Source organism: Echinicola rosea, assembly GCF_005281475.1.
Classification (GTDB): Bacteria; Bacteroidota; Bacteroidia; order Cytophagales; family Cyclobacteriaceae; genus Echinicola; species Echinicola rosea.
Window position 1 is genome coordinate 521,507 of the sequence record NZ_CP040106.1, and the last position, 26,478, is coordinate 547,984.

A 26,478-nucleotide genomic window follows, 5' to 3' on the forward strand; every position below is an offset into this window, starting at 1 on the left:
GAATCACCAGCTTAGCTTTACATGAATCCCTTCGGGGTCATTTTCAAAACTCAGGAAACAGGTCTTGCTGCCTTCATCCCAAGAGTCCTGTGCCTGCAATGCATCTCCATTTGTTCCCGTAATCTCGATGGATTTCACTTTTTCTGGCAGAAGAACCCTCATCACGTTTGTGGTGTTCAGGGGACTTTTGGTTACAAACGAATAGCTGCTCTCGCCCACTTCCTCATCATAAACCCTGGCAGCAGTGGCCAAAACTTGTGGATTCTGTGGATTCTTGACGCTTTCGATATTGTACAAAAAGGATTGCTCCCCAGGCTTCACATGCTTTTCATCCAAAACAGGAATCTCTGGATCAAACAGATCAACGAATTTACCCTTGGCGATATAAGGAGAGGTGTCTTCATTTTCATTGACAACGGAAATGATCTCGTAAGGCCCCCTTGTCAAGGAAAAGTGGTTTTTAAAAGTGAGCTTTTCCGAGATGGGCGCTGATTCGTAAAGCGTTTTGATGGTATTTACAAACTCCGAATCGTTGTTCTCTTCAAGTACAAATTCCTTCGGATCAGTACGCACAATGACCACTTTACCATTGCCAAAGGAAAACTCCCCAGCTTCAAAAGGTGCTTTTAGTCCCAGTTTCAGAAACAAGTCCTCCGAAGGAGCTTTGAATGTATTGCCATCTGTGTTCCACCATTCCTGAACACCCTGAAATGCATCTTGATCCCTACCACAATAGACCAAAACACCTCCCTTTTTGACCCAATCGGCGATATGGCCATGGCTTTCTTCGCTCATCGGCTTCATATTGGAATAGGACATGACAAGGATTTTAAGGTCTTCCCAAGTTCGCTTAAAGGACACATTTTCGATATGAACGGTCTTCACAGGGACACCACGCTTGAGCAATGGCATGGTCTGTCCATAAAAATTCGACAACTGTGGATCGTCATATCCCTGATGGGTAGGAAAACGCTGAAACATCAAGGAATTGGACATCAAGACCCCGATTCCCTGCGATCCACTCACGTTATTGTCAGATTGGGGCATATCATTCAGTGTATTGACCATCACCTGCATTTGAGTGGAATAAAACCGTGGAATTGGCGCTTTCTCTTCACTGTCTGCGCTCGTCCTGTAGAGCCCTTCATATATCCGGTCAGGCCACGGCATCACTTCATAGTTTGCTACCATGGGATACAGCAGCTGTGCCGCAAAGGTGGCCTGGTAATTTTTCTTATAATCAGCCCAGTCCCTAGGCCAATCTTCGATCGGATCCGTCAGGAAATACATTTTCCTTCCCGTCGGAGCTGTCATGGATTCCATGGAGCCATATTCCAGAAAAGCCGTTTCAAATACCCGCTCTTTGGCCTGGCCATTATAATAATTGGGCTCTCGCGAGGTGCCTGTCCAAACCTGCGCAATGTAACCGTCCACACTGGGCAAGGACGCAAGACTGGCTTCAGGACTTACAATCATCCATTGGGAATAATTTACCAAGGAATGGGTGGGCACGTAACACCTCACCTCCATACCTTTGCTCTTGCCATATTCCTTTGCAAAGGAAAAACACGCCTCCACTGCGCGGTAATACAAGTGATATTTTAATTTATTGGCCAAATAGGTGTTTTCTGCGGATTCGTGCTGTGGCCTCCAGTCAAAGCCGTAATATGCTTTCCACTCCCTTTTGAATGCCTCACTGTAGCCCGCCTTGGCCCAAAACTCAGGCTCTTCAAGATAAATGGCATCTATCCCCGCATCAATCACCCGCTTGATTACCTTTTCTTTCAAATATTTGATGAAATTTTGGGATGGTACAATATACGGAACCATATGTCCATGCCAGAGTGTGTCTCCTTTTTGGGTAACCTGTCCTTCATCCAAGTGCCACTCTCCGTCCCACTCGCCTGTAAAATAGTCCTGATATTCACCCCAAGCGATCCCAGTCATAAAATGGGTCGTGTACCCTTTGTCCCGCCAAGTCTGGACACGTTCTTCGAACGTCATGTTGGCCTTTCCGTGATGATCTTTTACACTGTAAACGATCGCCACGTCCGCACGGACATCCGTTACTGGCTTCCAAGGATTGGAAGTTTGAAATGCTGTTTTTTCTTTTGGTATTCCCGGAACGTCCTCCCTTTGGGAAGGTTTGGCGCAAGCCAAAAGGAGTAGAAAAGGTATTGTATAGAATAGGGCAGTCTTTTGCATGGGTTTAATGTTTCTAAAGTGAAGCTAAAAAAATGGGGGCGCAAATCGTGCCCCCATCAACAAAATCAAAGTACTCAATAAATCAGCACTTGACGCGGCTCGTTATAGTTCCACCGTCTGGTACCGCTTCCCCTGGGGGTATCAAAGTTAATTCTGGCAGCAGCCCTGACAAAGACCATTCGGCCTTCGGGAATGGTGCCATTTGATTCGATCGTGATGGTCTCGCCCATCCTGGAGTTAAAGGAAGCCCCCGAAAATTCCAATTGGCTGGACCAGCGTTCATCTCTGGCACGGTAGCCCACTGTGGACGAGTAGCTCACAAACAGCTGAATATCGGTCACATTCTGAAAACTGTCGCTGTATCCTCCCATGGGTTCGATTTTTGAGCGAAACTCTTCCTCGGATACACCACGGGTCACACGAACTTGAGCTCTTATCTTTCCGTTGATCACCTCTGGCTCACTGACCCATTCCACTCGCAGAAACGGCTGTACTTCAAATGTCACATTGGTCACGCCCTTGATGTCCACCGTCTGTGTTTCATCAGCCAGTGGTACCCCCCGCTCATCTTCGCGGATAAGTGGAATAAACGGCCCGTCAAGGCGAACATTATAATTCCCTGCAAACAACTTTGTGTTTTGGAATGTCCCGTCAGGCATGCAAAAGAAATCGGGATTGGGAGAGACATTGTCCCCCCAGCTCAGCTCCATCAGCCTGACACGAATGCCTTCACTCCCCTGATCGGTGAGCACCGGCTCTCCAGTCTCCATGTCCACCACTTCTCCCCGGAGTGTTTCCGCAGGCAGTTCGTAGTTATCCAGTTCAAACATGCTGCAAGAACTAAGTGAAACCAGCCCAGCCAAGATTAGGTATGCTATATTTTTCATCTTTTAAAATTCTAGGTTATTGATAATATTATTTATCTATTGGGTTGCTGATCGATTACCGGGCTCTTGGAGACCTCTCCGCCAGGAATGGCAAAATAGTAGTCGATGATATTGTATTCAAAAGTCTTCAGGCTTACCCACTGGAAACGGGCATCAAAGAAATACTGGCCGCTCTCGGTGGACAGGAATGGATACAGTCCTCTAAAGCGATAGCGGGAATTCATACTGAAGTCCTCTTTGTCGCGGGTTTCTCCCCAAAAACCGTCCCTTTGCTCATAATGCTGAACCCTCCATCGACGCAAGTCCCACTTGGTCTTATGCTCCAAGGCAAGTTCCTTTCTACGCTCTTTTCGGACAATATTACGGCTCGCAAGATCTGAAGAGAGCACCCCGGAAAGTAAACTTGCTCCTGCACGCTCACGGATATCATTGATCCCCATAGTGGCTACTTGGAGCATATCCGATCCATCTGGAGACGCTTCCCCAGCAAGCCCCAACTCTACGGCCGCTTCAGCCGCATTTAGCAGGATATCCGCGTACCTCATCAACACAAAATGCTGGTCAGATCTGCCTTCGCCGGCTTCGAAAGAAGGATCCGGGTTTAACCATTTACGGCCCACAAATCCCGTAAGGGTACTTTCTCCATTGTTATAGAAAGGGCCATTGGCGCCTGCTGCCGGAATCTGCTCTCCCTGAAAAGTGACCAATTCCTGACTTCCCCCCTCCCTAGCACTGAGGAAAAGTTCTTTTGGTGACTGCGTATAAAGCGGCAATTGCTGATAACGGCTTTCCGCTGTAGCGTAAGAATAATCACTGAACAACGGCTTAACCGGTTCAGAACCTGTATACACTCCGGCCCGGATCTCGATTTCCTGATTTTTGAAAACATCTCCTGGGAAGATGACATAAGCGCGAAGACGTGGCTCGGCATCCTCGAAGAAATCCATCGGGGTATCGTACATCAGGTAATCTCCTTCTGTATTGGTGGAGCCAGTGGTCACTTTGATCGTTCCGTCGGGATATCGGTCAAAGCCCTCAAACAACTCGATAAAATCCAGTGTCGGACAAGTACCCGAAGCCAATGGTGCCTTGAAAATAAAAGGTGCACTGTAAGCATCGTAACCATGGGTCGCCACAGGAAAATCATATTCCTTTACATAAATATTCTCTGGGCTCGTAGGATCGCTGAACATATCCACCATGTTTTGGTATTGTGCCTCAGTATCGTCTGCTGCCCATTTTCTTTTGTAGAGCGAATAGCGACCACTATTGATCACTTCATTAGCGGCGGCATAAGCCTCTCTGAAATACCTGACAGATGCTGCTTGAGCGGATTCATCAGAAAAACCGATGACCCTGACGCCCGTCTTCAATCCCGTCCCTGTAAGCCTTCCCGGTACGGTTTCATTGTATTTTGCCACAGAACCTGCATAAAGCATGTCTTGGGATTTAAAAGAAAGTGCCACATATTTATTGGAATAGCCTGGCTTAGGACTGGCCGGCTGTAGTAATTCGATGGCCCTGTCATAATCTGCCAATACCTGATCCCACGTTTCCTCTTCCGTAGAACGGGGGATTTCCAAGGATTCCCCATCCCCGGGGTAGCGCAGCACCTCTGTCACCAAAGGCACTCCCCCGAATCGTTTTGCCATGGCCGAAAACACAAAGGCCCGAACAAAATAGGCTTCCCCCAAATAGTGGTTATAGGTCACCTCGGGAAAGGCATCTGCATATTCCGGCAATTTTTCCAACAGGTAATTGGCCTCTCTCAATAGGCCAAAGGCCATCCCCCAATAAGGAGTCCGCTCCCCAGTAAAGGCCGAACTGATTCCGTCCCGATTTACCGCTTCTCCGGTGCCTTCGATCCCAAGGGAACCCAGCCAGGAATTATACTCCACACCCCACTGGGCCATATATTTAAAGTCCTCAAACGGCATCTTGCTGTACATTCCGGCGATATATACGTCCATGCCAGACTCACTGGTCATGAGTGTCTCGTCCCCGATGACGTTGGGAGGAGGCACATCCAAGTCTGTACAGCTAGATATGTACAATATGCTGAACAGTATTAATATGATTCTTATTTTCATATGATTATAATTATTCTTGTGGCCATATGGAATCTCGCATGATAAATAGCCATTGCTGTGTGTAACATGCTTTGTGATGCTCGATTTCATGATGTTATTCATTTTAATGTTCCAAAATCTCATCTAGCTGCTTTAAAATGATGCTGTCACTCCCAATGTGTAGGTTTTGGTCAACGGATACAATCTTCCCAGTGCATCCGCGGGATGTTCTGGGTCCACAAATTTCACCCCTGTAAATGTCAAGAGGTTATAGGCATTGGCATAGAATCGGATATTGGTAGAAGCACTCCTTCTTGGCCTTAGGGTATAGCCGATCTCGATACTTTTGAGACGCAAGTAATCTGTACTTACCCGGTTAAATTCAGAATTCCCGAAGGGATAATTCCCAGTATAACCGTAATATCCACTGATCCATTCTGTTTCAGGATCATATGGATCTGCCAAAGGATCCACCGGATGCCAGCGGTCCAGGTACTGCTCCAAAGCACCCCCACCGTTACTGCCCCAAATGGAATACAATGGCTCTTGGTACTGCATAGAGCCCAAAGCAGACCCTTGCAACAGGACGCTCATATCAAAATTCTTATACGTAGCATCAAGTGCCAAGCTGAAATTTAACCAAGGGGTCTGGTCATAGGCGAAGGGATGCTGGTCCAGGCCATTGATCTCCCCGTCACCATTCCAATCCTCGTATTTGTAATCACCAGGCAAGATGCCCCTATCCTTATAGATGTCATACGACCAGATGTCCTCCCAATCAGTGTACCGTCCTGCGGACACATAGCCAAACTGCACGCCTTGATAGCGGTTGGTCAGGTTGTCATTGCGCCATCGGTCGTAGGAATTGCCGTACGGCCCTTTTTCGGCAGCAATCAAGTGCTGCCTACGGGTGATCGTAGCGATTCCTTTCACCCCATAGGAAACTTCGCCAATCTTATTTCGATGGGACAGTTCGAGGTCTATTCCAAACTGGCGGTCGCTGTTGGTATTTTCCCTAGGTGCACCTGTCCCCACTACAGAAGGCACATCGCCCGATCTGGTGGAAAACAAGCCCTCTCTACGACGGTCAAAATAATCAAGGGAAAAGCCAAATTTACCCATCCAAGCTTCAAAATCCACCCCTACGTTAAATGTCTTGGCAGTCCACCAAGTGATGTTCTCATTTGGTACTACGACAGACGCCCCATACACAAATTCTCCGTTCAGCATATAGCCGGGAGCGTATTGGTTATAATATCCCTGTTGGGCGTTGCCACTGGTGGCAGGATAGATATAGCCGGGATACCAATCATAGGCCAGGGAACCGTCATCGGCTGTCATTCCGTAACTGGCCCTGAATTTAAGCTGGTCCACAAAAGACAGTGCTGAAATGGATTTGAAGAATGGTTCTTCAGATAGTCTCCAGCCTATCGAACCAGAGGGAAACCAGCCCCAGCGGTTGGTTTCGACGAATTTGGAGGATCCATCATAGCGGAACTGCACTTCGGCAATGTACCGTTCACCATAGGCATAATTGACCCGTCCGAACATGGCCGAGTTGGATATCTCATATAGGTCACCCGAGCCGCCCTGCATGCCACCTTGCTGGTTTTCATTCATGCCGCCCACGAGGTATTCCATGGCAAAGGCCAGGTCACGTTGGGCATAAAAGTTGTCCCCTTTCCGATTTTGGGTTTCAAAGCCCAAAAGTCCCGAAACGGCATGAACCTTATCGAAGGTACGTTTATAATTGATCAGAAACTGGCCCAAAAACTGCTGTCTGCTGAAAAGCTCTCTTCTTATCTGGTTAGGAGAGCTGTTGTTATAGAGCTTTGACACATAGGAATCCTCTACAGGATCATACATGTACTGATAATATTCCCTACGATAAATATCATTGTCATCTCCCCGATAGTCGAAACTCACGAGTCCTTTTGCAGACAGCCCTTCCAGATCACTGGAAACCGTACCAAAATCAAACTCCAGTGATGCTGAGGACTGAAAGTACTTTTGCTTGTATTTTCTATGCCCAGAAACATCTGCTCTCATCATGGCAATGGTATTCTGCTCAAGGTCCAGTCCTTCGTAGTTCAGCATGGTATTTTCCGGGTCTGCATAAGCAGGGAAAAGCACCCCTTGTCTCCAGTAATTCCGAATGATATCCACAGCACTGGAATAGGGCGAATTTCGCTGATCGGCGACTCCGCTGAGGTTCAGGTTAAAGTCCAATCCCTTGGTGATTTCCGTGGTAATATTGGATCTTAGGTTGATTTTGTTGTAATTCATATCACCGGATTTGAAAATCCCCTCTTGGTACATGTATCCTCCGGCGATATAGTACTGGGTCTTCTCTGTCCCTCCTGAGATGCTGATGTCATGCTGGCTTTGTGGGGCATAATCACTGACCAGCAATGCATTCCAGTCCGTCGTACGTCGGCGTCCTGTTCGGAACGCTTCGAAATCATCTTCCTGATAAATCAGGTTTCCTCCATTGATATTGTTCATGGCCATTTCGTTGTAAAGGGTCATGGTCTCGTAGGGATCAGCAAGCTGGGGAAACCCAGAGGGCACCTGCAAGGTATAAGATCCATTGTAAGTAACTACAGCCTTGCCGCTTTCACTTCCCCTTTTAGTCGTGACGAGTACCACGCCGTTTGCGGCGCGTGCCCCATAAATAGCAGCAGAAGCATCCTTCAGTACCGACACCTCGTCAATATCTGTCGGGTTTAGCCGCTGAAAATCGGCCATGGTACGCTGAATACCATCAATTACCACCAAAGGAGCGCCCAATCCACGAATATCCATGGAAGCATTAAATGTACCAGGCTCGGCACTTTTCTGCCATACCCGTACCCCAGCGATCCTTCCAGTAAGCATATTCTGCGGGTTTTCATTCTTGGTACGGAGCATTTCGTCACCTTTTAGGTTGGCCACAGAACCTGTCATGGTCACTTTCTCCTGCATACCATACCCTACCACCACCACTTCTCCCAGCTGCTGGGTATCCGGCATCATCTTTACTTCGATCACTGACTGGTTTCCCACTTTGACATCTTGGGTGACATACCCTATAAATGAAAATGTCAATACCGTATCATCGTCAGGCACAGTCAAGGTATAGTTTCCATCAATGTCCGTAGTCGTTCCCGTTAGGCTTCCTTTCAGCAACACATTTACACCCGGCATCGGGGTACCGTCTTCTGCCACTACCGTTCCTGAAACAGTCTTATCCTCCTGAGCAACCTGTTCTTGTAATAAAGAAAGGCCTGTTGCCCCTACTGAAGCCTGTACAGGGGCATTAACAAAGGACAAAAAAGCTGTCCCCATCAGGGAATACTTTATCAGTCCTTTGGAAAATTGCTTATATATCTTTTGCATATGTTTAGGCTATTTTGTTTTTATCATTTTCTAATAAGGCGCTATCCATCTTTAACCATGGCTTCCCAGTGCATTAGGGAAGCCATGGTGCTTTTTATTTTTCCAGCTCGTACCGTGCTAGCACGGCGTATTCGGCAGCAAATGCGAAATTGAACATTCCCTCTGTTCGGTTATTATTGGCCGTCAGGCTCCAGCCTACCAGTAAATTGGTCGGCAGAAATCCTTCATGAAGGAAATTATCGTAGCCATAATCCAAATTTTGCTGGAAAGTACCGATGTACTCGGACGCGGCTCCATAGAATGGATGAACATCCACATAGCCACGCATCAACACCCCATTAAACCAGTTGTTAAAACCGCTGATATCGTAACTGTGATAGCCATCATGGGTTTGATCAGGCTTTGCGAAATACTGGAAGCTATCGTCGGAAAGCTCCTTGACATCCTGTAGGTAAGCTTCTTCGTCTGTCGTCCTGTATAAGTCGGCCGCTCCTGACAGCATGGTACCGGAATTATAGGAAATGGCCGGCCCCACTCGATCCTGACAAGTGATGCCCTTACGATACTCCGTGCCGTTAACGGTCTCTGTTTGTGGATTTCCAGGAGAACAACCGCCTCTCATATCATCATAGACCCCATCAGACCTCAGGAGACGATCCTTTTGCCAAGTGTACACTTTCTGCGCAAAATCAGCGTAGTAGTCACTTTTGTTCATCTGCATGGTCTTTCTGGTCTGCTTGTCATCGGCATCGATGTACCGGTAAGTGATTTCATCGCTTTCACCTTCATAAATTTCATGCAGCCATACCAGGGGACTTACCATAGGGCCATTGCTACATGCATGCTTGGTCACATAGCCTGGCCCCCAAGTGATACCACCTCGCTCCGTTCCGTCGGGATTCCGGGTACTGTCCCATCCATCCAAGACATAGGCTGTCAAGTACTCAGCTTTTTCCAAGTAGGCGGCTTCACCAGTGATCTTGTAGGATTCCAATAATTCCCGCACGAGCCACATCTGGTCATCATAGACATTTTCGATTCCAGCGACATTGGCCGTGCCCTTGGCATTGCCCCGGTTCACCCCATATACCGACCATTCTTTGGTCTGGGTATAGGATACCAGCTCAAAAGTCCCCAGGTAATAGTCCGCATTGTCGTAAAGTTGTCCCAACAGCTCAGCATATTTCTCAAAATGCTCGTCATAGAGTGCCGCATTTCCATGTTCTTTGTGGGCCTGTAGTCCGTGCAAGACGGCATTAACGGCTTCAATGGCTGCCGTGTACATCCACACACTACCGGTTTCGTCAGAACGGACACCAGTAAAAGGATTATAATACCTGGCCATGGCCATGCCCGACCCTGTGAAGTGCGCAGAAACGGCATTATCGGTCAGTTCCATTGCCCTGAGGATATTCTGTTCCGCTAGACTGACCTCCGCAGGAGGATTCGTAGGTTCTGGGTCAGATGAACTTTCACTACATGCTGCGAATAGCAGCATCACGAAACTCATAATTGTGATCATCATTTGGTTTTGTATCATGTTAAGGTTTATTGAATTAGTTCAGATCGATGCGGTGAATTACCAGTTTGTTTTCGCCTGTATTGGCTTCTACATTATACACACCCAAAGCCAAGGTGACGTCTTTTCCATCAAATTGGGACAAGTCATATGAAAAAGCTGCGTAACCTTCCGGATTACCGGCACCTCCATCTCCATGCTTAAATTTCCAGCAACCATCCGCTGCGGCACTGGCTTCTTCCGCGGTGTTGGACTGAGGATCCAAATGGGTAACCGTACCGTCGTCTTCTATGGCGGTGAGCTTGAAATAGGTAAAATTATCTCCAAAATTGCGGGTACTCAGCGTCAACTGGTTACTACCAGCATCAACGGAAAACTTCGAGTACAAATAGGCTTCTGGCACAGTAGAACTCTCCTCAGGCGTATTGCGGGTCTTGATCAGGTAGCCCTCTGAAGGGAATACTTCTGGGTCTTTTTTCAGGGGCACAAAGAACCAATTGGCCGCCACATGATCCACCTCCCGCCATGCGCGGTAAGCATCTACGTAATTGTCACGGTTACCGGCTACGGGGCTGATACCGGTAAAAGACTTTTTGATATGTGGCATGGTGGAACGAACCGTTTCTTGGGTCAAGTTCCAGCCCTCTATCACCTCATTGCCTGGCAGCCAGTCCCAATTCTCCACTTTGCGGTCCGCAAAACGAATGGCCCGAAGTACCAATTGCTTCCAATAATCCCCTGTGGCCTGCCGATATATACCTATCGCTACAATGACTTCTTTGCCTACGTATTCACTCAGGTCAAATTCCACATCGCCATAACTTCCAGAAGCATAGGTCCTGTTTTCTCCAACTTTCACCGCGGTAGGGGCTGCAGCAGACATGTCCACTACCTGTACGCCAAAGTAGGCCGGGTTAGCTTCATCTGCATTATGTGCGCTGACCCTAAGTGACAAAATTTTATTGTCCTCTGTAATCATTTTACTGCCATAGACATAAGAGTCAAATACATTTAAGTCGGATGGATTGCTACGCTCGTCCTCATTGTTTCTGATCTGGAGGGTAGTACCTTCATTTTGTTCTTGCCAGGCACCACGGAAGTCCAGCACAGACATATAATTACAGGCCCAGTCCCATCGAGGATAGGCATCCGCATTACGGCCGCCCCGATATTCATTATAATACCACTTGTCTGCAGCAAGTAAGTCATCATAGGTCAGGCCACGGAGAATTTCATTACTTCCCATCGTAATGTCCATGGCCACTATTCCATCTACAAAATCTTCCGGATTTACTGTTTTGGTGATGGATTCATAACTTGCTTTACTGAACGTAACGGTGTACTCATCCACGATCAGGTTTTCTAGTGTATAACCACCATCACTGCCGGTAGTAGTCGTTCCGGCCACACCCACACTGATGCTCACACCTTCGAGTGGTGCGTTTCCGTTTTTCCCGTCCTTGATGGTTCCGGTGATTTTTGCTGAAGCAAACACCAACGACACATCCGCCGTAGCGATGTTTTCATCATTGAACTTATCGGGATTAATGGTATGGCTGACGGTAAGCCAGCCCGGTTTGGAAAATTTTACAGCACGCGTCTTTAACGTGACATTTTCAAAAAAATACTTCCCATCACTTTCGGTGGTGATGGTAATCTCTTCTTCCCCTACTCCGGCTAGGGTAACGTTTACATCTGCTATTGGCTCGCCATCGTCATCTGTAACGGTACCTGTGATGGTTCCCCTAGGTTCTGCCATGGGCTCATCTTCTTTTACACAGGAGATTGCCGATAGCATAACCGTACTCAGCAAAGCGATGTAAATGATCGCTTGTAGTTTTTTGTTCATTTGGTTAAATTTTAAGGGTTATTATTTAATTAACTTATTTTAATATCGGCCAAACTGCATAATCGATTCAGCAATCCGATAAAGCTGAAAAATAAATATAGAGCGGTTAATTTTACGGTTAAAATGGGGTTAATAACCCGGAGAAATTTGTTAATCTGACAATAAAGTTTTGAAAAATCCTACAACACTATTGGCAAGGATCGATAGCAAATTAAGAAGGTAAAAAAAGTTGTTCTTTAATAGAAGGCTGATCGTCTTGGCGGATTTTATGGTTCTATATGATTTACTATGGGTAACTATTACTTTGCATGTCAAATTCTAGCTTGCCTTTCATCTTGTTGCCTTGTTACTTTTTTCCTTCAGGTGAAAAACGTAACCAAAAAAACCCGCTGCGGTGAGCTATATGACTAAAATCAAAGCCAGCACTCACGCAGGCAAACTCCTCTATTTGTGCAGCATACCAATTTTTTGTACTGATTCACGTCAAACAAGCCTGCGCTTTTTCCAGCCCACTTCTTTGATTTATTAACGTCAAATACCTCAAGGCAGAATAGAAAATTGCCCACTGAAAAGGAACATGAATCAACATTAATTTAACCGGAAGAATATCTTTACCCACTATAATCCATATAGAGCCGATTTTATCCTTTTTTCCTAAAAGCGAATATCACGTTGGAATTTGGCAAACAAAGTAAAAAATACCCACAGTAAATCATATAGAGTTAAAAACAGGGTGTGAAGAGTTGCTTCCGTTCATCCTATTTTATTAGAAAACCAGGGTCTTTATAGCTAGGGTTGGGATACGAATAAAACCCTTCTCCACTGCTTACCCCCATCTTTCCTTTATCGATGAAATTCTCTTTGATATAGGCGGCCAATGCTAGCCGATGATCATCTTGCAGTTGCTCTCCCCACATCTGATTGACATTATAGGCCGTTTCCATTCCAATGATATCAATAAAGGCACAAGGCCCCAGCTGAGAACGGTTGCCGATCATCCATGTCTTGTCGATACTTTCAGGGTCACTGACCTCTCTGGCCACCAAGTCGATAGCCGCATTCAAAAAGGGAACAAGTAGTGAATTGAACACATAGCCGTTTTGCTCTTTGTGGATCGGAATGGGTACCATGCCAATTGCCTTGGCAAACTCTTCTACCTGCTTAAAGATTTCAGGGTCGGTACCGGGATGCCCCATCACTTCTCCTATATTTGAATCCCAAATACCATTGGCAAAATGCAAGGCCAAGAATTTATCTGGCCGATCCACCGCTTCCACTATCTGACTGGGAATCAGTGTAGACGAATTGGTGGTAAAGATGGTCTTTTTAGGAGCCAGTTTACTCACATCCCTGTAAAAGGACTTTTTTATTTCAAGCTTTTCAGGTACCGATTCATTTAGCAGGTCCGCGTCCTTTATCGCCTCTTCCAAATTAGTAGTATAACTCAGTCGAGCCTTCGTCTTCTCGACTTCTTCCGGGCTGGCATTACGTTCTTTAATGAAATGGTCGGCATGTGATGCGTGAAATTTCTTTCCTCTCTCAATACCTTCTTCAAAGACATCAAATACGGTCACCTCAAAACCGCAAAAAGCAGCTTGCCAGGCTATTTGTGACCCTAGGGTTCCGGCTCCTGCGATGGTAATTTGTTGCATACGAATAAAAGTTTAAAGTTGAAATCGGATGAAATATAATTGCGTATTCAAGGCTTTTCAATTCATCATGTACTGCTCGGTACCCAACCAGCCACTGCGCCTCATTCACTGATAGAATTGTTCTAAGGTAGTTTTTCGTAATTATTATCTATGCGAAATCAGTAATTTAGTAGCCAAATATTATAAACGTTGTCAAATATAGTCGATAAAAAAATATTTAAAATTGGAAAAATATAAACACTAAATTAATGCTTACCTAATCCTCTAATGTCCATTTCAATCCTTTGGCAAATAGCGTATTTGAAGGTTTGCAAAGCTTATAAGATAAGTATTCCTATCATTTGGAACGGCACTAAAAATGAGCTGTAACGTTGCTTCGTCTTCATCGGAAACGCCACTAGTTTTTATGTGCGTCATTATTGATTTTAAAATTCCTTGAATTTTACCAACTTAAGCCTTCACCATTTTATGGGAATACATACCTGCCATTTTTATACTTTTATTATTTTTGGTGGAAAGTTAAGTTTAGATTGTAGGGGATTTATGTAAGATAATATAAGTTTCGAACAGACTTTTAAAAATATAGACGATATCCTGTATAAGGATTCGGGAGCAGATAGTGAGCTGGATTATATTGGTCAAGTATTAAGAGTATCCGAGCCGCTTTTGTTGGCTTTCAGGCGCATTTGTACAGGTCTAGGGTTATGTAAGGTAAATTGATTAAATGGAAATTTTTAGACAGATAACCGCTAATAATATCTCCATGAAGCCTTATCCTTTTTGGAAGGAATTGGCCATGGAAGCATACCTTCTAGAAAATGAAGAAATATTAAAGCTAGACGATCAAAATTTCTCAGATGTGGTCGTGGTGGATGCTGAATTAGCGCTAAAAGCAGGAAGAAAGTCCGGTGATGGGCGAATTGATATTCTAGCTAAATACGGAGGGGAATATTTAGGGATTGTCGAGCTTAAACTCAACGAGATTAATGAAGAAAGCCTGGGCCAATTACAAGATTATCTCAATGTAAGGGGGCAAATTTTAGCGATTGGTGATAACTGGAATGAAGAAAACCCGCCAAAATGGGTGGGAGTATTGGTTGGCAGCTCCATTAGTCCCAGGTTACAAGAGCTGCTGTCCAATGGGTATGAATATGATGGAATTCCCATTGCAGGAATGACTATAAGGCGTTTTAGGAGTGAGGGGAATGAAATTTTTGTAGTGGCCGACACTTATTTCAAATTTAACTATACCACAAAGGACTATTCAAAATTTATCTTCAATGGTGAAGAATTCAATAAAGGAAGATTGGTGAATGCAGTAATGAAGCATTACGTAGAAATGAATCCAAACATATCTTTCGCTAAGCTAAGCCACGATTTTCCTAAATGGGTTCAAGGAAGCTTTGGTGTATTTACCACAGTAGAAGAGGCCGAAGATATTTTTCAAAGATGGGGACATAAGCGGCATTATATAAAACCTGAAGAGACTATTAAATTAGACGACCAGACCATTGCTACCTGTACCCAATGGAATCCTGAAAACATTCAAAAGTTCATTGATCAAGCTCAAAAACATGGGATGGTTATAGAAGTTAAATGAGTTATAATCAACTGGACTGGAGTAACGGTTTTTGGGACAGGATGGAGGAAAAGTATCATGAGCTGGAGTGGATAAGGTAGCAGGAACAGCAAGGTTGTTCGAAGAACCCAAAAAGAGGAAGCCCTTAGGTCCCTGTGTTTGTTGACAATTCCCTTTTTTACAGGGAAGGAACTTTCCCCTTTGCCTGAAAGCAGAAGGGAAATATCCTCTCGAAGAGGAGAACTATTACATGGTCAAAGGAAGTACAGCGGATTGTCAAAATGGAAATTGACAGGATCATGGACACCCCATCCCTGGAACACTTGTTGGTTGGAAAAAGGAAATAGCTCGAGAGCTATTTTCGAAAACTAAAATTGTGAATACATCTCAGCCTCTTTTCCACTTGGATAGATTCCCGGGAAAAGTAAGGGGGAATACTTTACTGGATAGCTGACGTGATAGGTCATGTGAATGCCTTCTTTTATGGCCTTGAGCAGCCCCATTTCTTCCAATGACTCCACAAGCAGTTTCAGTGTTTTGTCCGAAAGATTTGTGATTCTCATGGCATGTGACTTAGTGATCCTTCCTTGAAGGAAAACATCACGAAGAATATATTCCGCTTCCGGCCTCAATCTATGTTTGAAGGTCATTAGCTCGATAAAGGCACTTATCCTTTCAAGCATATTGTCAATATCGAGAATGTCGTACATATAATCGATCTGGTCAATGGCCACCTCAAGAAAGAATCGGCAAAATTCCAACAGCATCTTATTGGAAAGGTTGCCCCTGCCATCATAGTCATTGTAACGTTGCATGTCCGCATTGGCCAATCTTGACTTGTACTCATCGTTTTTTCGTGCCAATCCCCTGGAAATTGACCATAATCCTGATGCATCCAGTTCTTCCTGGATAAAACAAGCATCGGAAAACAGCCTTACCACCCTACCGTTCCCGTCCAGAAACGGGTGGATCCAGGCCAGCCGGTGGTGGGATGCCGCAATGGAGATGATCCTTTTTATCTGTGACCTGTTCCTGCTATGCCGGGGATCATAAAATTGCTCGAAACGTTCCATAAAGGTTGGGAGGGCTTGGTGGGCAGGACCAATATGGCGTCCTACCTGAACTTCTTCCAACCTGAATTCCCCCGGAACCACTTTTTTGATTTTACCTTCCTTTGAGATGACATCCCTGAAGTCCTCAGGCAAATGATCATAGAACCTTTTGTGAAGTGATTTTATGAATGAAGTGGAAAAAGGGGAGAAATCTTGTCTTACTGCCGGGATTTCATTGGCTATTTTCCTAAGGAGGTTGATGTGGGCTATTGCTTCCAGTTGCAGTTCCCTTTTGGCTTTATTGGCAGAATAATCATTCTTCAACGCCCTTTCAATGTCAATAGGATGGGTGTCGTGTCCCTCGATAAGGTTGGAGTAATAACTGTTCATTGGCCGTAGGAACTCTGATATGGCCCTTCTTGTCAAAGGATGTATCTTGCCGTACAGCCGACTCGATTTTTTGACCAGATCAATGGCCAGTTGTTCCAATTTTTCTTTTCCATCATCCGGCAACAAGGGTTCCATTGATGAAGGAACAGTATATAGTGTTAAATGTCCCATCTTGTAAAGATAAGAAAGAAACCTGTTTATTGTTTGATTTTCCTTAAAATTCCGGTGGTTGTTCCGGTGTTGAATTTAGATGATTTTCCGATGGTAGTTCTGGTAGTTGTTAGCTGATAAAGGCCTCTGTATTTTATAAAATCAAGTTTTATTTATTAATATCCTGTTTCTGTTATAGTGGTTTTCCGATAGATTATTTGATAGGTTTTATGTGTCGTATTCCGATGGTAGTTCCGGTAGTGAGTTCTGACATTTAGGTTGGAGATGTTTTTAATGAAATCCTATTGGCTGCAATGAGCTTATTTGATGGCCTGTAAAAAAAACAATTTTAAAAACTACACTATTTTCACATATCTTGTCTGTTTTAGTAAATGAACATGGGTTTGAAAAATAAATACTATTTTTTGAATTGGTCGAGGCGAACCATTTACTTGCAATATTTGGAAGTGACATTTTTTTTGACTGATTGCTAGATATCTAAGGATGAGGATCCTGCAATTCTTGATTCGCGAATCAAGAATTAGTTTGGTGTTTTTATACTTCGAAAATGGATTCTGTACGCCCAGTGTCCTCTGTTATCGATACATAATGTCTAATTTAGCTGAGCTTTGAAGTTTTTCATAATTCGACCCTCATGCGACACTTTAAGAGGCTTCCCAATACTGATTTCAGTGTGACTATTTTCCATCTCCATAATTTAAATTACCAAAAAATATTGGTTCTATATGATTTACTATGGGTAACTATTACTTTGCATGTCAAATTCTAGCTTGCCTTTCATCTTGTTGCCTTGTTACTTTTTTCCTTCAGGTGAAAAACGTAACCAAAAAAACCCGCTGCGGTGAGCTATATGACTAAAATCAAAGCCAGCACTCACGCAGGCAAACTCCTCTATTTGTGCAGCATACCAATTTTTTGTACTGATTCACGTCAAACAAGCCTGCGCTTTTTCCAGCCCACTTCTTTGATTTCTTAACGTCAAATACCTCAAGGCAGAATAGAAAATTGCCCACTGAAAAGGAACATGAATCAACATTAATTTAACCGGAATAATATCTTTACCCACTATAATCCACATAGAGCCAAAATATTTCACCCCACTACGGTAATACTGGTGAATAAATTCTCACAGAAATCCTTAGCATCGGCTTTTCTCTAAACTAAACCAATCATCTATGGACTTAAAATTTGAAGACCTTCCTCAGGCGGTATCCCAGTTAATCGAGCAAAACAAATTGCTTTTAAAAGCGATTCATGAAAATGACTTTTCTGAAAAGCCAGCAGAAGAGGTATTAACCTTAAGCAGGATATGTGAATTGTTGGAATTGAAAAGGCAAACCATTTACAGTTATGTGTCCAGGGGGCTGATTCCATACCATAAAAAGGCCGGCAAGTTTTTTTTAGACAGGAGGTCGAAGAATGGATCAAATCAGGTAATAAGAGTGAAAAAATGGAAGGGATTAGCTTTCATCCTAGAAGAAAGTTCAAAGACCGAAAATTCAAAAAGGTTTAATGGTCTGTTATCCCTTTACTTATTGATTTTTAGATAATTAACTGGTTATTGAATTGCTTTGCACAGGGAGTTTCGAATAAGCTCAATATTTTGCAAATTTTTTGCAAATAAAAAAGCCACTTACAATTTTTGATTGTAAGTGGCTGATTTTCAGCTCCTCCTCTTGGGCTCGAACCAAGGACCCTCTGATTAACAGTCAGATGCTCTAACCAACTGAGCTAAGGAGGAATATGTTGTTTTCGTTAACCCTTTCGCTTAACGTGATGCAAACATAGCAGGTTGTTTATTTTTTTCCAAGCACCAAATAAAAAAAAGTACAACAAAATTCATTTCCCCCTCGATTTCAGGAGATTATTTTTCACCACTATCACCGTCAGCAGGATCCTTATCACCTCCTTCATCGCCTTCCGATGCTTCATCTGCCGGTTTGGGATCGACTTTTTTCTTCTCTGGCTGAGCCCCGGGCATGGATTTGATATACAGATCTCGCTGAGGGAACGGAATCTCGATGCCCTCATCGCCAAACCGCTTGTAAATATCTTTCATCACTTCATTTCTCATATCCACCCAAGTATCGATATCTGCCACCCAAAAGAGCAAGCGATACTCCACCGCACTATCAGCAAAGTTCTGCAAGAAAACACTAGGCCCTGGCACTTTGAGAATCCCGTCTCTATCCAAGACACTTCTAAGCACCCCTTCCACTTTTTCAGAATCCGAGCCATAGGCCACGCCAATAAACAGCTCCACCCTTCTCCGCTTATTCGAAAGTGTCCAATTGACCAATTGTTGGGAGAGTAAGTCGCCATTGGGCATAATCAGTTCTGAACCGTCATACCCAAGAATTTTGCTTGCCCGAATCCCCACTTCCTTGACCACACCGCTACGGCCTCCCACTTCGATCACATCGCCAATCTGCACTGGCCGTTCAAATGCCAAGATGATCCCCGAGACCAAGTTATTGATAATCGTCTGTAGGCCAAACCCAATACCTACGGAAAGGGCTCCCAACACAATCGCCACATTGTCCAATGGAATACCTGCAGCGGCGATGGCCAGCAAAAAGCCAATGGTAAACACTCCTAGCTTAATGAGCAAAATCGAAGAGCCCAAACGTTGCTTACGATTAGCAGCCATCTTTTGGTCTTTTGCTTCGGCAAAGTAGGAGATATACTTCGAAATAATCCCCGAAATCCATATTATCACCACAAAGGTAAACACACTGCCAAAGGTAAATTTACTCTCCCCTATCGTTCTCTCAGCAGATAAAAAAGCAGCAGTATTCTCATAGAGATAATCGTAAATCGTCAGGTTAGCGGTGAGGTAGTAAAGCCATATCGCTGACGCCAAAAACACAAAAATATTCCGCACCTTACTTGTGATATCCTGAAAGTCAAAATAGGCAGTATATTCCGTTGAGCTCTTCTTGCTCAATTCGATCTGCAGATAGATGGCCTCCATGATCACCAGCACAAAGACATAAAGCCCCACAGCCTGCATGAGGCTGGTCGTCCCTGCTACTCCCAAGATCTTGGCCAAGCTATACCTCCCAAGTATATTGGAAATAACGGACAGCCCCTGGATAAGCAAAAACAGCTGGATCAATAACACCACATACCTCGGATGGGTGATATCGCTTTTCCTTACAGCTCCAATGATGTTATAAGCAAGCCCTATCCCCAGTAAACTGAGCAACAACAACGCCCATCGCTCTTCAAAAGCTGTCTCAATATACAGATTGCTGATACTGTACACGACAAAAATCCCCAAAAACAACCACCAGTACACATATACCTTCTTCTTCACATGGGGTCTTATCAGCACCGTGGTCACCAGCACCAACAGCCAAAGCACCACCATGATCAACACTACCGGCGGAGACCTAAAAAAGAACGTGGCCAACGGCAGCACAATGATCATTGCTGATAAAAATGGGTTCTTAGGAACAAATTTGGTTCTTTGAAGGATAATATCCGAAAATTCCTTTTCTGATTTAATATGCCTCAGCAAGTACCTAAACCATAAAAAGAAGGCAATTATTAAGATCATTATCCATATGATCACTGGACGGGAAGCTTCCAAATAGCCATTAAAAATGATACTGTTGATGATCAAGGAATGATTGATCACCCTCATGATATCCTTGGTATTGGGATAGGAACCACCTTCCCATATAAAATTGATCTCCTGATCAAATAGCTGCCGCTCCAAAGCCCTCTCCCGATCCCGTATCTCCTCCTCAAAGTCCCGCAAGGCTATTAAAGCACTTGAAAGCCTGGTCTGGTAACTGGCCAAATTAAGCTGCCTGGCGACAAAGAGGCTATCTCCTGTATTTACGCGGCCCTTAAGCTCACGGAGCTGATCTTGAAAAGACGGCAATACAGACGGATCGTCGATGGACACCGAAAGTAAATTATCCTTCTTTATTTGTTTTAGCGAATCGTATGCATTGAGCACATCGGCACTTTTTGTATCAAAATGCTCCTTCCACCGCTGCAGCAACCTGTCTTGGTAATTGCTGAAATTGCTCAGCGCATTAAGGTAACGTAAATTAATATCCCTATCCTTTCGCTCAAGCCGAATCCTCACTTGCTCTATCCTTTCTTCCACTTTCGGCAACTCCATACTTACCTCAGTGGTATCCACCACCCTGCCCAACACCTTATTGATATGATTGGTAGCAATAATATATTGCTCTAGGGTATGGATAATAGAATTGAGACTTCTTTCTTGCTTGACGGTGTCCTTTCCGACATTACTGACCGAATCCTCGGTCAAGTTTAGAAGGGAATCCCCTTTCGTCAGTATATCTGAAGCAGTCTGAAAGGCCGCACTGCCAAAAACGATCCCTAAAACTAAAAAGGCTGTCAGAAGTACGCTAAAACAATGAAATGGTTTCATAATTAGATTAGGTAATTTTAACTAAAATTAGCAAGAAATTCCGAGTACAAATCAATTGACTTCAGGCAATGTTGCTCACTTTTAGCGAATTCTTGCCACCCTATCATTTAAAAATTCCATTAACAAAATACGATAACCTAAAATTTCAATTAAAGACACTATAATTAGATTAATATTTTATATATAATTACTTTTGAATACCGACCTTAGGTAAACTGGACTAATAAATCAAACAAAACATGAAAAACTGGAGCAAACAGCTATTCCTTATCCTCTTCTGCAGTTTGATCACCGGCAAGCTTCTGGCCCAAACTAACCACGAAGACCAGAAAATGGAATGGTTCAAAGATGCCAAACTGGGGATCTTTATCCATTGGGGCATCTACTCGGTCAATGGAATCGACGAATCGTGGTCATTTTTTAACGACTACATTTCCTATGACGACTACATGAAGCAGGTCGAAGGATTTACAGCATCCAATTATGCCCCTGAAAAATGGGCCAAGCTCATCAAATCCTCCGGGGCCAAATATGCCGTTATTACCGCCAAACACCACGATGGAGTAGCCCTTTGGGACAGTCAGGTAAGTGACCTCACTGTAGTCAAAAAAACGCCCGCAAAAAAAGACCTCATTGCGCCATTTATGAACGCCCTGGAAAAAGAAGGGCTCAAAAAGGGGCTGTATTATTCGGTCTTGGACTGGTCCCATCCGGATTATGACCGAAAAACCCGCACCAAATACCGCTATAAGGATGAACCAGAGCGCTTCCAGAAATTCGTAGAATTTAATTTCAAACAACTTGATGAACTCTCCTCTAATTTCGACCCCGACCTTTATTGGTTTGATGGTGACTGGGAACACTCAGCAGAAGAGTGGAGAAGCAAAGAACTGAAAGCACAACTGCTAAAGAAGAACCCAAACGTCATCGTCAATTCCCGGATAGGAGGAAATCTAGGCGACTATGCAACTCCTGAACAAGGCGTCCCTGTAACCCGTCCAAGCAGCAAATACTGGGAACTCTGTCTCACCATGAACAACAGCTGGGGCTACCAGCACAATGACGACAACTATAAAAGTCCTAACGAACTCCTGAGGATTTTTGTGGACTGCCTCCACATGGGTGGGAATCTCCTACTTGATCTTGGTCCTAAACCCGACGGGACTATCCCTGACAAAGCGGTCAATATCCTGGAATCATTCGGAAGATGGACCGACAAACACGCTGCGGCCATTTATGACACCCAGGCCGGAATCCCACAAGGGCACGTTTACGCCCCCACCACACTTTCCAAAGACCGAAAAACACTTTACATCTACCTGGACTACAAAGTGAATGAATCATTGGTCATTAAAGGCCTGAAAAACAAAATCAACAGGATATGGGTGGTCGGCAATGGCACTAAACTCGACCATCGCGAAGTAGGTAAACAATATTGGAGCAAAGTCCCCGGGCTTAAATACATCGATATCCCAGACAATGTCTATGACAAAGACATTACGGTCATCGCGGTACTTCTTGATGGAGAAATAGACCTCTATCGCGAAAAAGGTCAAGTAATCGAAAGCAACTAATCAACACCCAGTACCTTAAAAAGAGTCAAAAACGACTCTTTTTTTGCTTGAAAAACAGTCATTTTGACATGATAACACCTCTGAAAGCGTATAAAAACGCCATAAAGTCAGTAAAATCAAGAAAAAAGGAGATTGGTACAGAATTCACTGTAGTATGATCGTAGTTAAATAAAAACAATTTAAAAACTTTAAAATCATACTATTATGAAACTCGTAAGATATAATCAATTGGAGCCCAATTATCCTTCTACCTTCAGTGGACTATTGGACAAGTTCTTTAACGACTCACTCCAAACAGGCCCTCAAAAGTTCACTCCTTCAGTGGACATTAGCGAAGATGAAAGCAACTATGAGGTAGAACTGTCGGTACCCGGAATCCAAAAAGAGGACTTCAAAATCGACTTGGTAGATGGCAAGCTTATCATCTCAGGTGAAAGAAAAAGCAAAGAAGCCCAAGAAGGCAAAAACTACCACACCATCCAAACTCAGTACGGATCTTTTAGTAGATCATTCTTTTTGCCCGAAGATGTCTCTCCAGACAAAATTGAAGCAAAATATGAGAATGGCATCCTAAAAGTCACACTCCCTAAAAGCGAGAAAAAGGTGCTGAAATCATCCATCGAAATAAAATAAATGATAAGTGGGGCAACCCACTTATTTTTTTTTCAGTTTAATATTAAACCCTGGCAATTTGGTGGAAGAAGACCACCACCATCATTACTTCCTTTGTTAAAAGGTGTTAAATAAGCTATTTTATAGTGATCTTTACACGATATTTGGGAACAAACCGTATGCTTAATCGTGTATTTGTTACAGTAAAACAAACTAAAGGAGAACAACATGAATAGAAAGCAATTCTTTCTCAGCATTATCCTGGCCTCCATCCTCGGGGGATTGATAGCAGTAGCAGGAGTAAGTCTTTTATCTCCGTCAAAAAAAGTAACCACTTTCGAACAAAAGCAAAACACAAGTTTTGTGAATTGGTTAAAGGACGACAAGTTCAATGTCCCTGACGGGATTAATTTTGTGGCTTCTGCTGATCAAGTACTACCAGCTGTAGTACATATCAAAAGCAAAGTAACCATGCAACGGCGAGGGAGAAGTGGAAATCCCTTGGAAGAGTTTTTCGAATTCCGGTATCCTGACGGTGGCCAGCAGCCTCCCATGGAAGGCATGAGTTCTGGATCAGGTGTGATCATCTCTAAAGACGGCTACATCGCCACGAACAACCACGTCATAGACGATGCCAAGGAAATCCAAGTCACCCTATTTGACAATACTAACTACGATGCCAAAGTAGTCGGCACTGACCCCACTACAGACTTAGCCTTGCTGAAAATTGATGCATCAGACCTCCCTTTTGTACCATTCGGAGACTCTGACAAAACCAAAGTAGGCGAATGGGTATTAGCAGTAGGAAATCCATTTGACCTCACTTCTACCGTAACAGCAGGTATCATCAGCGCCAAAGCCAGAAACATAGGCATTTTAAGAAACGAAAACAACAACCTTCAGATCGAGTCATTCCTCCAGACAGATGCCGTAGTTAATAGAGGAAACTCCGGAGGGGCCTTGGTGAACCTTGCAGGTGAGCTAATTGGTATAAATACAGCCATTGCCAGCCAGACTGGCGCATTTAGCGGTTATGCCTTTGCCGTCCCGAGCGCTATCGTTAAGAAAGTGATGGACGACCTATTGGAATACGGAGCGGTGCAACGCGGCTTACTGGGCATCCAAATCCAAGATGTAAGCGTTGCCAAACAATACCTTGACCTCGACACCAAAGCAAACCAAGGGGTGTACGTAGATAAGGTAAACGAGGACTCTGGCGCCGATGAAGCCGGCCTCCAAAAAGGCGATATCATCATCCAAGTAGATGGTGTACAGACAACCAATGTGTCCAAGCTACAAGAGATGGTGGCGCGAAAACGCCCTGGAGATAAAGTAGATCTGAAATTCCTGAGAAATGGCGAAGAACACGAAGCGACCGCCACCTTGAAAAACATCTCGGGCACTACAAAAGTGGTCAAAAAGGCTGAAGTAAAAGCCACAGAATTCGAATCAGTTACCTTTAAGGATTTGGACATCTCCCTACAAGAGCACCTAGAAATCGAAGGTGGAGCGGTAATCGACAACATCGATAACGACAAATGGGAAGAGGCTGGTGCTAGAGAAGGTTTTGTGATCACCCACATAGGACGAGACAGGGTGAGCGGAGCGGATGATCTTAAAAACAAGCTCCAGCGAAATAAAGGTGACGAGGTAATGATCTTAGGCTTTTATCCAAACGGCCAAAAATCTTATTTTGAATTAAAACTTGATAATTAGTATAGTGTTTAGTTGGTTTATGTATGTGTTAAAACCACCTGCTTTGAGCAGGTGGTTTTTTTATGCTTTGCACCCGGCTAGAATAACCAACATCTGTTTTTTTCATCTAACCCCACAAACTTCAGTTTAACCCGCTTTATCAATGTCGTTTAGTTAGCGTGTATCTGGAAATATTGGTTTAATTATTTTTCTTGTTAAATTCCAAGATAGTTTGTATCCCTTTACCTTTGTCACTTTTTTGCTTCAGGTCAAAGTCGAGTAGGCCTGGGCCCTATGCCCAAGCCTCTCTCAGAACCGTACGTGACAGTCTCCCGTCATACGGCTCTTGACAATCAAATCTGATGTTCCAGATTTTGTTTCAAACAACTCCATCTTCCCTAGTTTTTAGGTTGTGGAACCATTCAAAACCGATTGCCTCAGTCCCTTCGCTCTTTCTCCGTTTCCAGAGCTTTCAACACTACTACGGACTGATCCGCCCCATCCCTATCAAAGGGGATGGTTCTCCTGTTCCATCCAACCGCCTGTTTCGAACTCCTGCCGCCTTAATGCCGCCTGCCAATAGGCCAACTCTCAGTCTGCGCTGCCTATTTTGTCCCGGAAGTTACTCTAGCCCCCGGTTTTGACAGGAAGTATTTTTCACGACACTTCATCGAACGGTTCACTTTCGTTCAGCTTTTCGAAACACATTCCTTCTGATCGCTCAGTACCACAGCCTTGAAAGCGCAGCACCATCAGGGGAATTTGACTGGTCTGCCTGATCCAGTCCCAGCCGTCGTGCCAAGGGTTGTAACGCCCTATTCGACATCAGTTGGATAGCATGTCCGGTTTCCCGAACTTCAGGACACACAAAGTGACCAAAAAACCCTGCCGCTACGCCACGGCGCACAGGTGTGCAGCTATTGGCCTAAAATTAAAACCTTCCCTCATGCAAGCAAACTCCTCCTTTTTTAGCTGCCAACATTCTATTTGGCTAGTATTTCGTCAAACAAGCCTGCATTCTTGCCTACCCGCTATTTAATTTCTTAACGCCCAATACCTGCAAGACGAATTCAGTTAATAAGTCCCAAAAAGGTATCGCTTGCTTTTGACGGCCCTTGGTATGCCTGTTTTCCAGCCAATGGTGGAGGCCGTTAAGAAAGTGAGTTGGCTCGCGTCGTGGAACAGCGAGACCCACTCACTTTTAGGTCGTAGCCATCGGGTGGAAATTAAAATGGGTGACGGGTCTCGGTCGCAGGGGAAATCCATGTTCCATTTTAAAAGGCAGACCACCGGCCTAGATTTTTTTCTTTCTTTTTTCATCAATGGAAAAAAGGAAAAGGATAAAATCCACCAAAATGGCCAAAGCCATACAGTTAAAGTCAAATAGAAAAGAAACTCCTAGCAGGTGAAAACAGGGAAATGGCCTTAACTA

16 protein-coding genes and 1 tRNA gene are annotated in these 26,478 nt (G+C 44.2%); 6 read left to right on the plus strand and 11 right to left on the minus strand.

The window, feature by feature from the left end; genetic code table 11:
- Positions 1-3: 3 nt before the first annotated feature.
- The 7 genes from FDP09_RS02230 to FDP09_RS02260 form a co-directional block, all read right to left on the minus strand.
- The gene (locus FDP09_RS02230) at positions 4-2,205 is read right to left on the minus strand and encodes a hypothetical protein (protein WP_137401096.1); all 2,202 of its coding nucleotides are present in this window, start codon (positions 2,203-2,205) and stop codon (positions 4-6) included.
- Positions 2,206-2,279: 74 nt separating this feature from the next.
- The gene (locus tag FDP09_RS02235) at positions 2,280-3,092 is read right to left on the minus strand and encodes a DUF3823 domain-containing protein (protein WP_137401097.1); all 813 of its coding nucleotides are present in this window, start codon (positions 3,090-3,092) and stop codon (positions 2,280-2,282) included.
- A 32-nt stretch (positions 3,093-3,124) separates the two neighbouring features.
- Complete coding sequence (locus FDP09_RS02240; RefSeq protein ID WP_137401098.1) at positions 3,125-5,182, minus strand: RagB/SusD family nutrient uptake outer membrane protein; 2,058 nt, start codon at positions 5,180-5,182, stop codon at positions 3,125-3,127.
- Between the two features lie 132 nt (positions 5,183-5,314).
- Positions 5,315-8,539: a SusC/RagA family TonB-linked outer membrane protein gene (locus FDP09_RS02245; RefSeq protein ID WP_137401099.1), complete on the minus strand. Its 3,225-nt coding sequence runs from the start codon at positions 8,537-8,539 to the stop codon at positions 5,315-5,317.
- A 94-nt stretch (positions 8,540-8,633) separates the two neighbouring features.
- Positions 8,634-10,064: a glycoside hydrolase family 76 protein gene (locus tag FDP09_RS02250; protein WP_229683299.1), complete on the minus strand. Its 1,431-nt coding sequence runs from the start codon at positions 10,062-10,064 to the stop codon at positions 8,634-8,636.
- Positions 10,065-10,095: 31 nt separating this feature from the next.
- The gene (locus FDP09_RS02255; protein WP_137401101.1) at positions 10,096-11,907 is read right to left on the minus strand and encodes a carboxypeptidase-like regulatory domain-containing protein; all 1,812 of its coding nucleotides are present in this window, start codon (positions 11,905-11,907) and stop codon (positions 10,096-10,098) included.
- 758 nt (positions 11,908-12,665) lie between these two features.
- Entirely contained in the window at positions 12,666-13,559 is an 894-nt protein-coding gene (locus FDP09_RS02260; RefSeq protein ID WP_229683300.1) for a 3-hydroxyacyl-CoA dehydrogenase, read from the minus strand.
- Positions 13,560-14,283: 724 nt separating this feature from the next.
- Here FDP09_RS02260 and FDP09_RS02265 point away from each other — a divergent pair.
- On the plus strand, positions 14,284-15,159 hold the full coding sequence (locus FDP09_RS02265; protein ID WP_137401103.1) for a PDDEXK family nuclease: 876 nt from the start codon (positions 14,284-14,286) through the stop codon (positions 15,157-15,159).
- A gap of 347 nt (positions 15,160-15,506) precedes the next feature.
- On the opposite strand, the gene FDP09_RS02270 is transcribed toward FDP09_RS02265, so the two are convergent.
- Positions 15,507-16,751, minus strand: a complete 1,245-nt coding sequence (locus FDP09_RS02270) for a Fic family protein (protein WP_137401104.1) — start codon at positions 16,749-16,751, stop codon at positions 15,507-15,509.
- Between the two features lie 1,175 nt (positions 16,752-17,926).
- On the opposite strand from FDP09_RS02270, the gene FDP09_RS24270 reads away from it, so the two are divergent.
- A complete protein-coding gene (locus FDP09_RS24270) occupies positions 17,927-18,301 on the plus strand; it encodes a helix-turn-helix transcriptional regulator (RefSeq protein WP_137401105.1) in 375 nt (124 codons plus the stop codon).
- A gap of 117 nt (positions 18,302-18,418) precedes the next feature.
- Here FDP09_RS24270 and FDP09_RS02280 read toward each other — a convergent pair.
- Both FDP09_RS02280 and FDP09_RS02285 read right to left on the minus strand, forming a co-directional pair.
- Positions 18,419-18,492, minus strand: a tRNA-Asn gene (locus tag FDP09_RS02280).
- Positions 18,493-18,615: 123 nt separating this feature from the next.
- Positions 18,616-21,165, minus strand: a complete 2,550-nt coding sequence (locus FDP09_RS02285) for a mechanosensitive ion channel family protein (RefSeq protein WP_137401106.1) — start codon at positions 21,163-21,165, stop codon at positions 18,616-18,618.
- A 239-nt stretch (positions 21,166-21,404) separates the two neighbouring features.
- On the opposite strand from FDP09_RS02285, the gene FDP09_RS02290 reads away from it, so the two are divergent.
- The 3 genes from FDP09_RS02290 to FDP09_RS02300 all read left to right on the plus strand — a co-directional run bounded on the left by FDP09_RS02290 (position 21,405) and on the right by FDP09_RS02300 (position 25,067).
- Positions 21,405-22,739: an alpha-L-fucosidase gene (locus FDP09_RS02290; protein ID WP_137401107.1), complete on the plus strand. Its 1,335-nt coding sequence runs from the start codon at positions 21,405-21,407 to the stop codon at positions 22,737-22,739.
- A 204-nt stretch (positions 22,740-22,943) separates the two neighbouring features.
- Positions 22,944-23,372: an Hsp20/alpha crystallin family protein gene (locus FDP09_RS02295; RefSeq protein WP_137401108.1), complete on the plus strand. Its 429-nt coding sequence runs from the start codon at positions 22,944-22,946 to the stop codon at positions 23,370-23,372.
- A 207-nt stretch (positions 23,373-23,579) separates the two neighbouring features.
- Positions 23,580-25,067 carry a Do family serine endopeptidase gene (locus tag FDP09_RS02300; protein ID WP_137401109.1) on the plus strand — a complete coding sequence of 496 codons (1,488 nt, stop codon included), beginning with the start codon at positions 23,580-23,582 and terminating at the stop codon, positions 25,065-25,067.
- Between the two features lie 700 nt (positions 25,068-25,767).
- Here the strand turns inward: FDP09_RS02300 and FDP09_RS02305 are convergent.
- Positions 25,768-25,953: a hypothetical protein gene (locus FDP09_RS02305; RefSeq protein WP_137401110.1), complete on the minus strand. Its 186-nt coding sequence runs from the start codon at positions 25,951-25,953 to the stop codon at positions 25,768-25,770.
- 213 nt (positions 25,954-26,166) lie between these two features.
- Between FDP09_RS02305 and FDP09_RS02310 the strand changes: the two genes are divergently transcribed.
- Complete coding sequence (locus FDP09_RS02310; RefSeq protein WP_137401111.1) at positions 26,167-26,433, plus strand: hypothetical protein; 267 nt, start codon at positions 26,167-26,169, stop codon at positions 26,431-26,433.
- Positions 26,434-26,478 lie beyond the last annotated feature (45 nt).

Coding starts and splice junctions, on each gene's coding strand:
- FDP09_RS02230 (WP_137401096.1), bottom strand. CDS start 2,205: ATGCAAAAGACTGCCCTATTCTATACAATACCTTTTCTACTCCTTTTG.
- FDP09_RS02235 (WP_137401097.1), bottom strand. CDS start 3,092: ATGAAAAATATAGCATACCTAATCTTGGCTGGGCTGGTTTCACTTAGT.
- FDP09_RS02240 (WP_137401098.1), bottom strand. CDS start 5,182: ATGAAAATAAGAATCATATTAATACTGTTCAGCATATTGTACATATCT.
- FDP09_RS02245 (WP_137401099.1), bottom strand. CDS start 8,539: ATGCAAAAGATATATAAGCAATTTTCCAAAGGACTGATAAAGTATTCC.
- FDP09_RS02250 (WP_229683299.1), bottom strand. CDS start 10,064: ATGATGATCACAATTATGAGTTTCGTGATGCTGCTATTCGCAGCATGT.
- FDP09_RS02255 (WP_137401101.1), bottom strand. CDS start 11,907: ATGAACAAAAAACTACAAGCGATCATTTACATCGCTTTGCTGAGTACG.
- FDP09_RS02260 (WP_229683300.1), bottom strand. CDS start 13,559: ATGCAACAAATTACCATCGCAGGAGCCGGAACCCTAGGGTCACAAATA.
- FDP09_RS02265 (WP_137401103.1), top strand. CDS start 14,284: ATGGAAATTTTTAGACAGATAACCGCTAATAATATCTCCATGAAGCCT.
- FDP09_RS02270 (WP_137401104.1), bottom strand. CDS start 16,751: ATGGGACATTTAACACTATATACTGTTCCTTCATCAATGGAACCCTTG.
- FDP09_RS24270 (WP_137401105.1), top strand. CDS start 17,927: ATGGACTTAAAATTTGAAGACCTTCCTCAGGCGGTATCCCAGTTAATC.
- FDP09_RS02285 (WP_137401106.1), bottom strand. CDS start 21,165: ATGAAACCATTTCATTGTTTTAGCGTACTTCTGACAGCCTTTTTAGTT.
- FDP09_RS02290 (WP_137401107.1), top strand. CDS start 21,405: ATGAAAAACTGGAGCAAACAGCTATTCCTTATCCTCTTCTGCAGTTTG.
- FDP09_RS02295 (WP_137401108.1), top strand. CDS start 22,944: ATGAAACTCGTAAGATATAATCAATTGGAGCCCAATTATCCTTCTACC.
- FDP09_RS02300 (WP_137401109.1), top strand. CDS start 23,580: ATGAATAGAAAGCAATTCTTTCTCAGCATTATCCTGGCCTCCATCCTC.
- FDP09_RS02310 (WP_137401111.1), top strand. CDS start 26,167: ATGCCTGTTTTCCAGCCAATGGTGGAGGCCGTTAAGAAAGTGAGTTGG.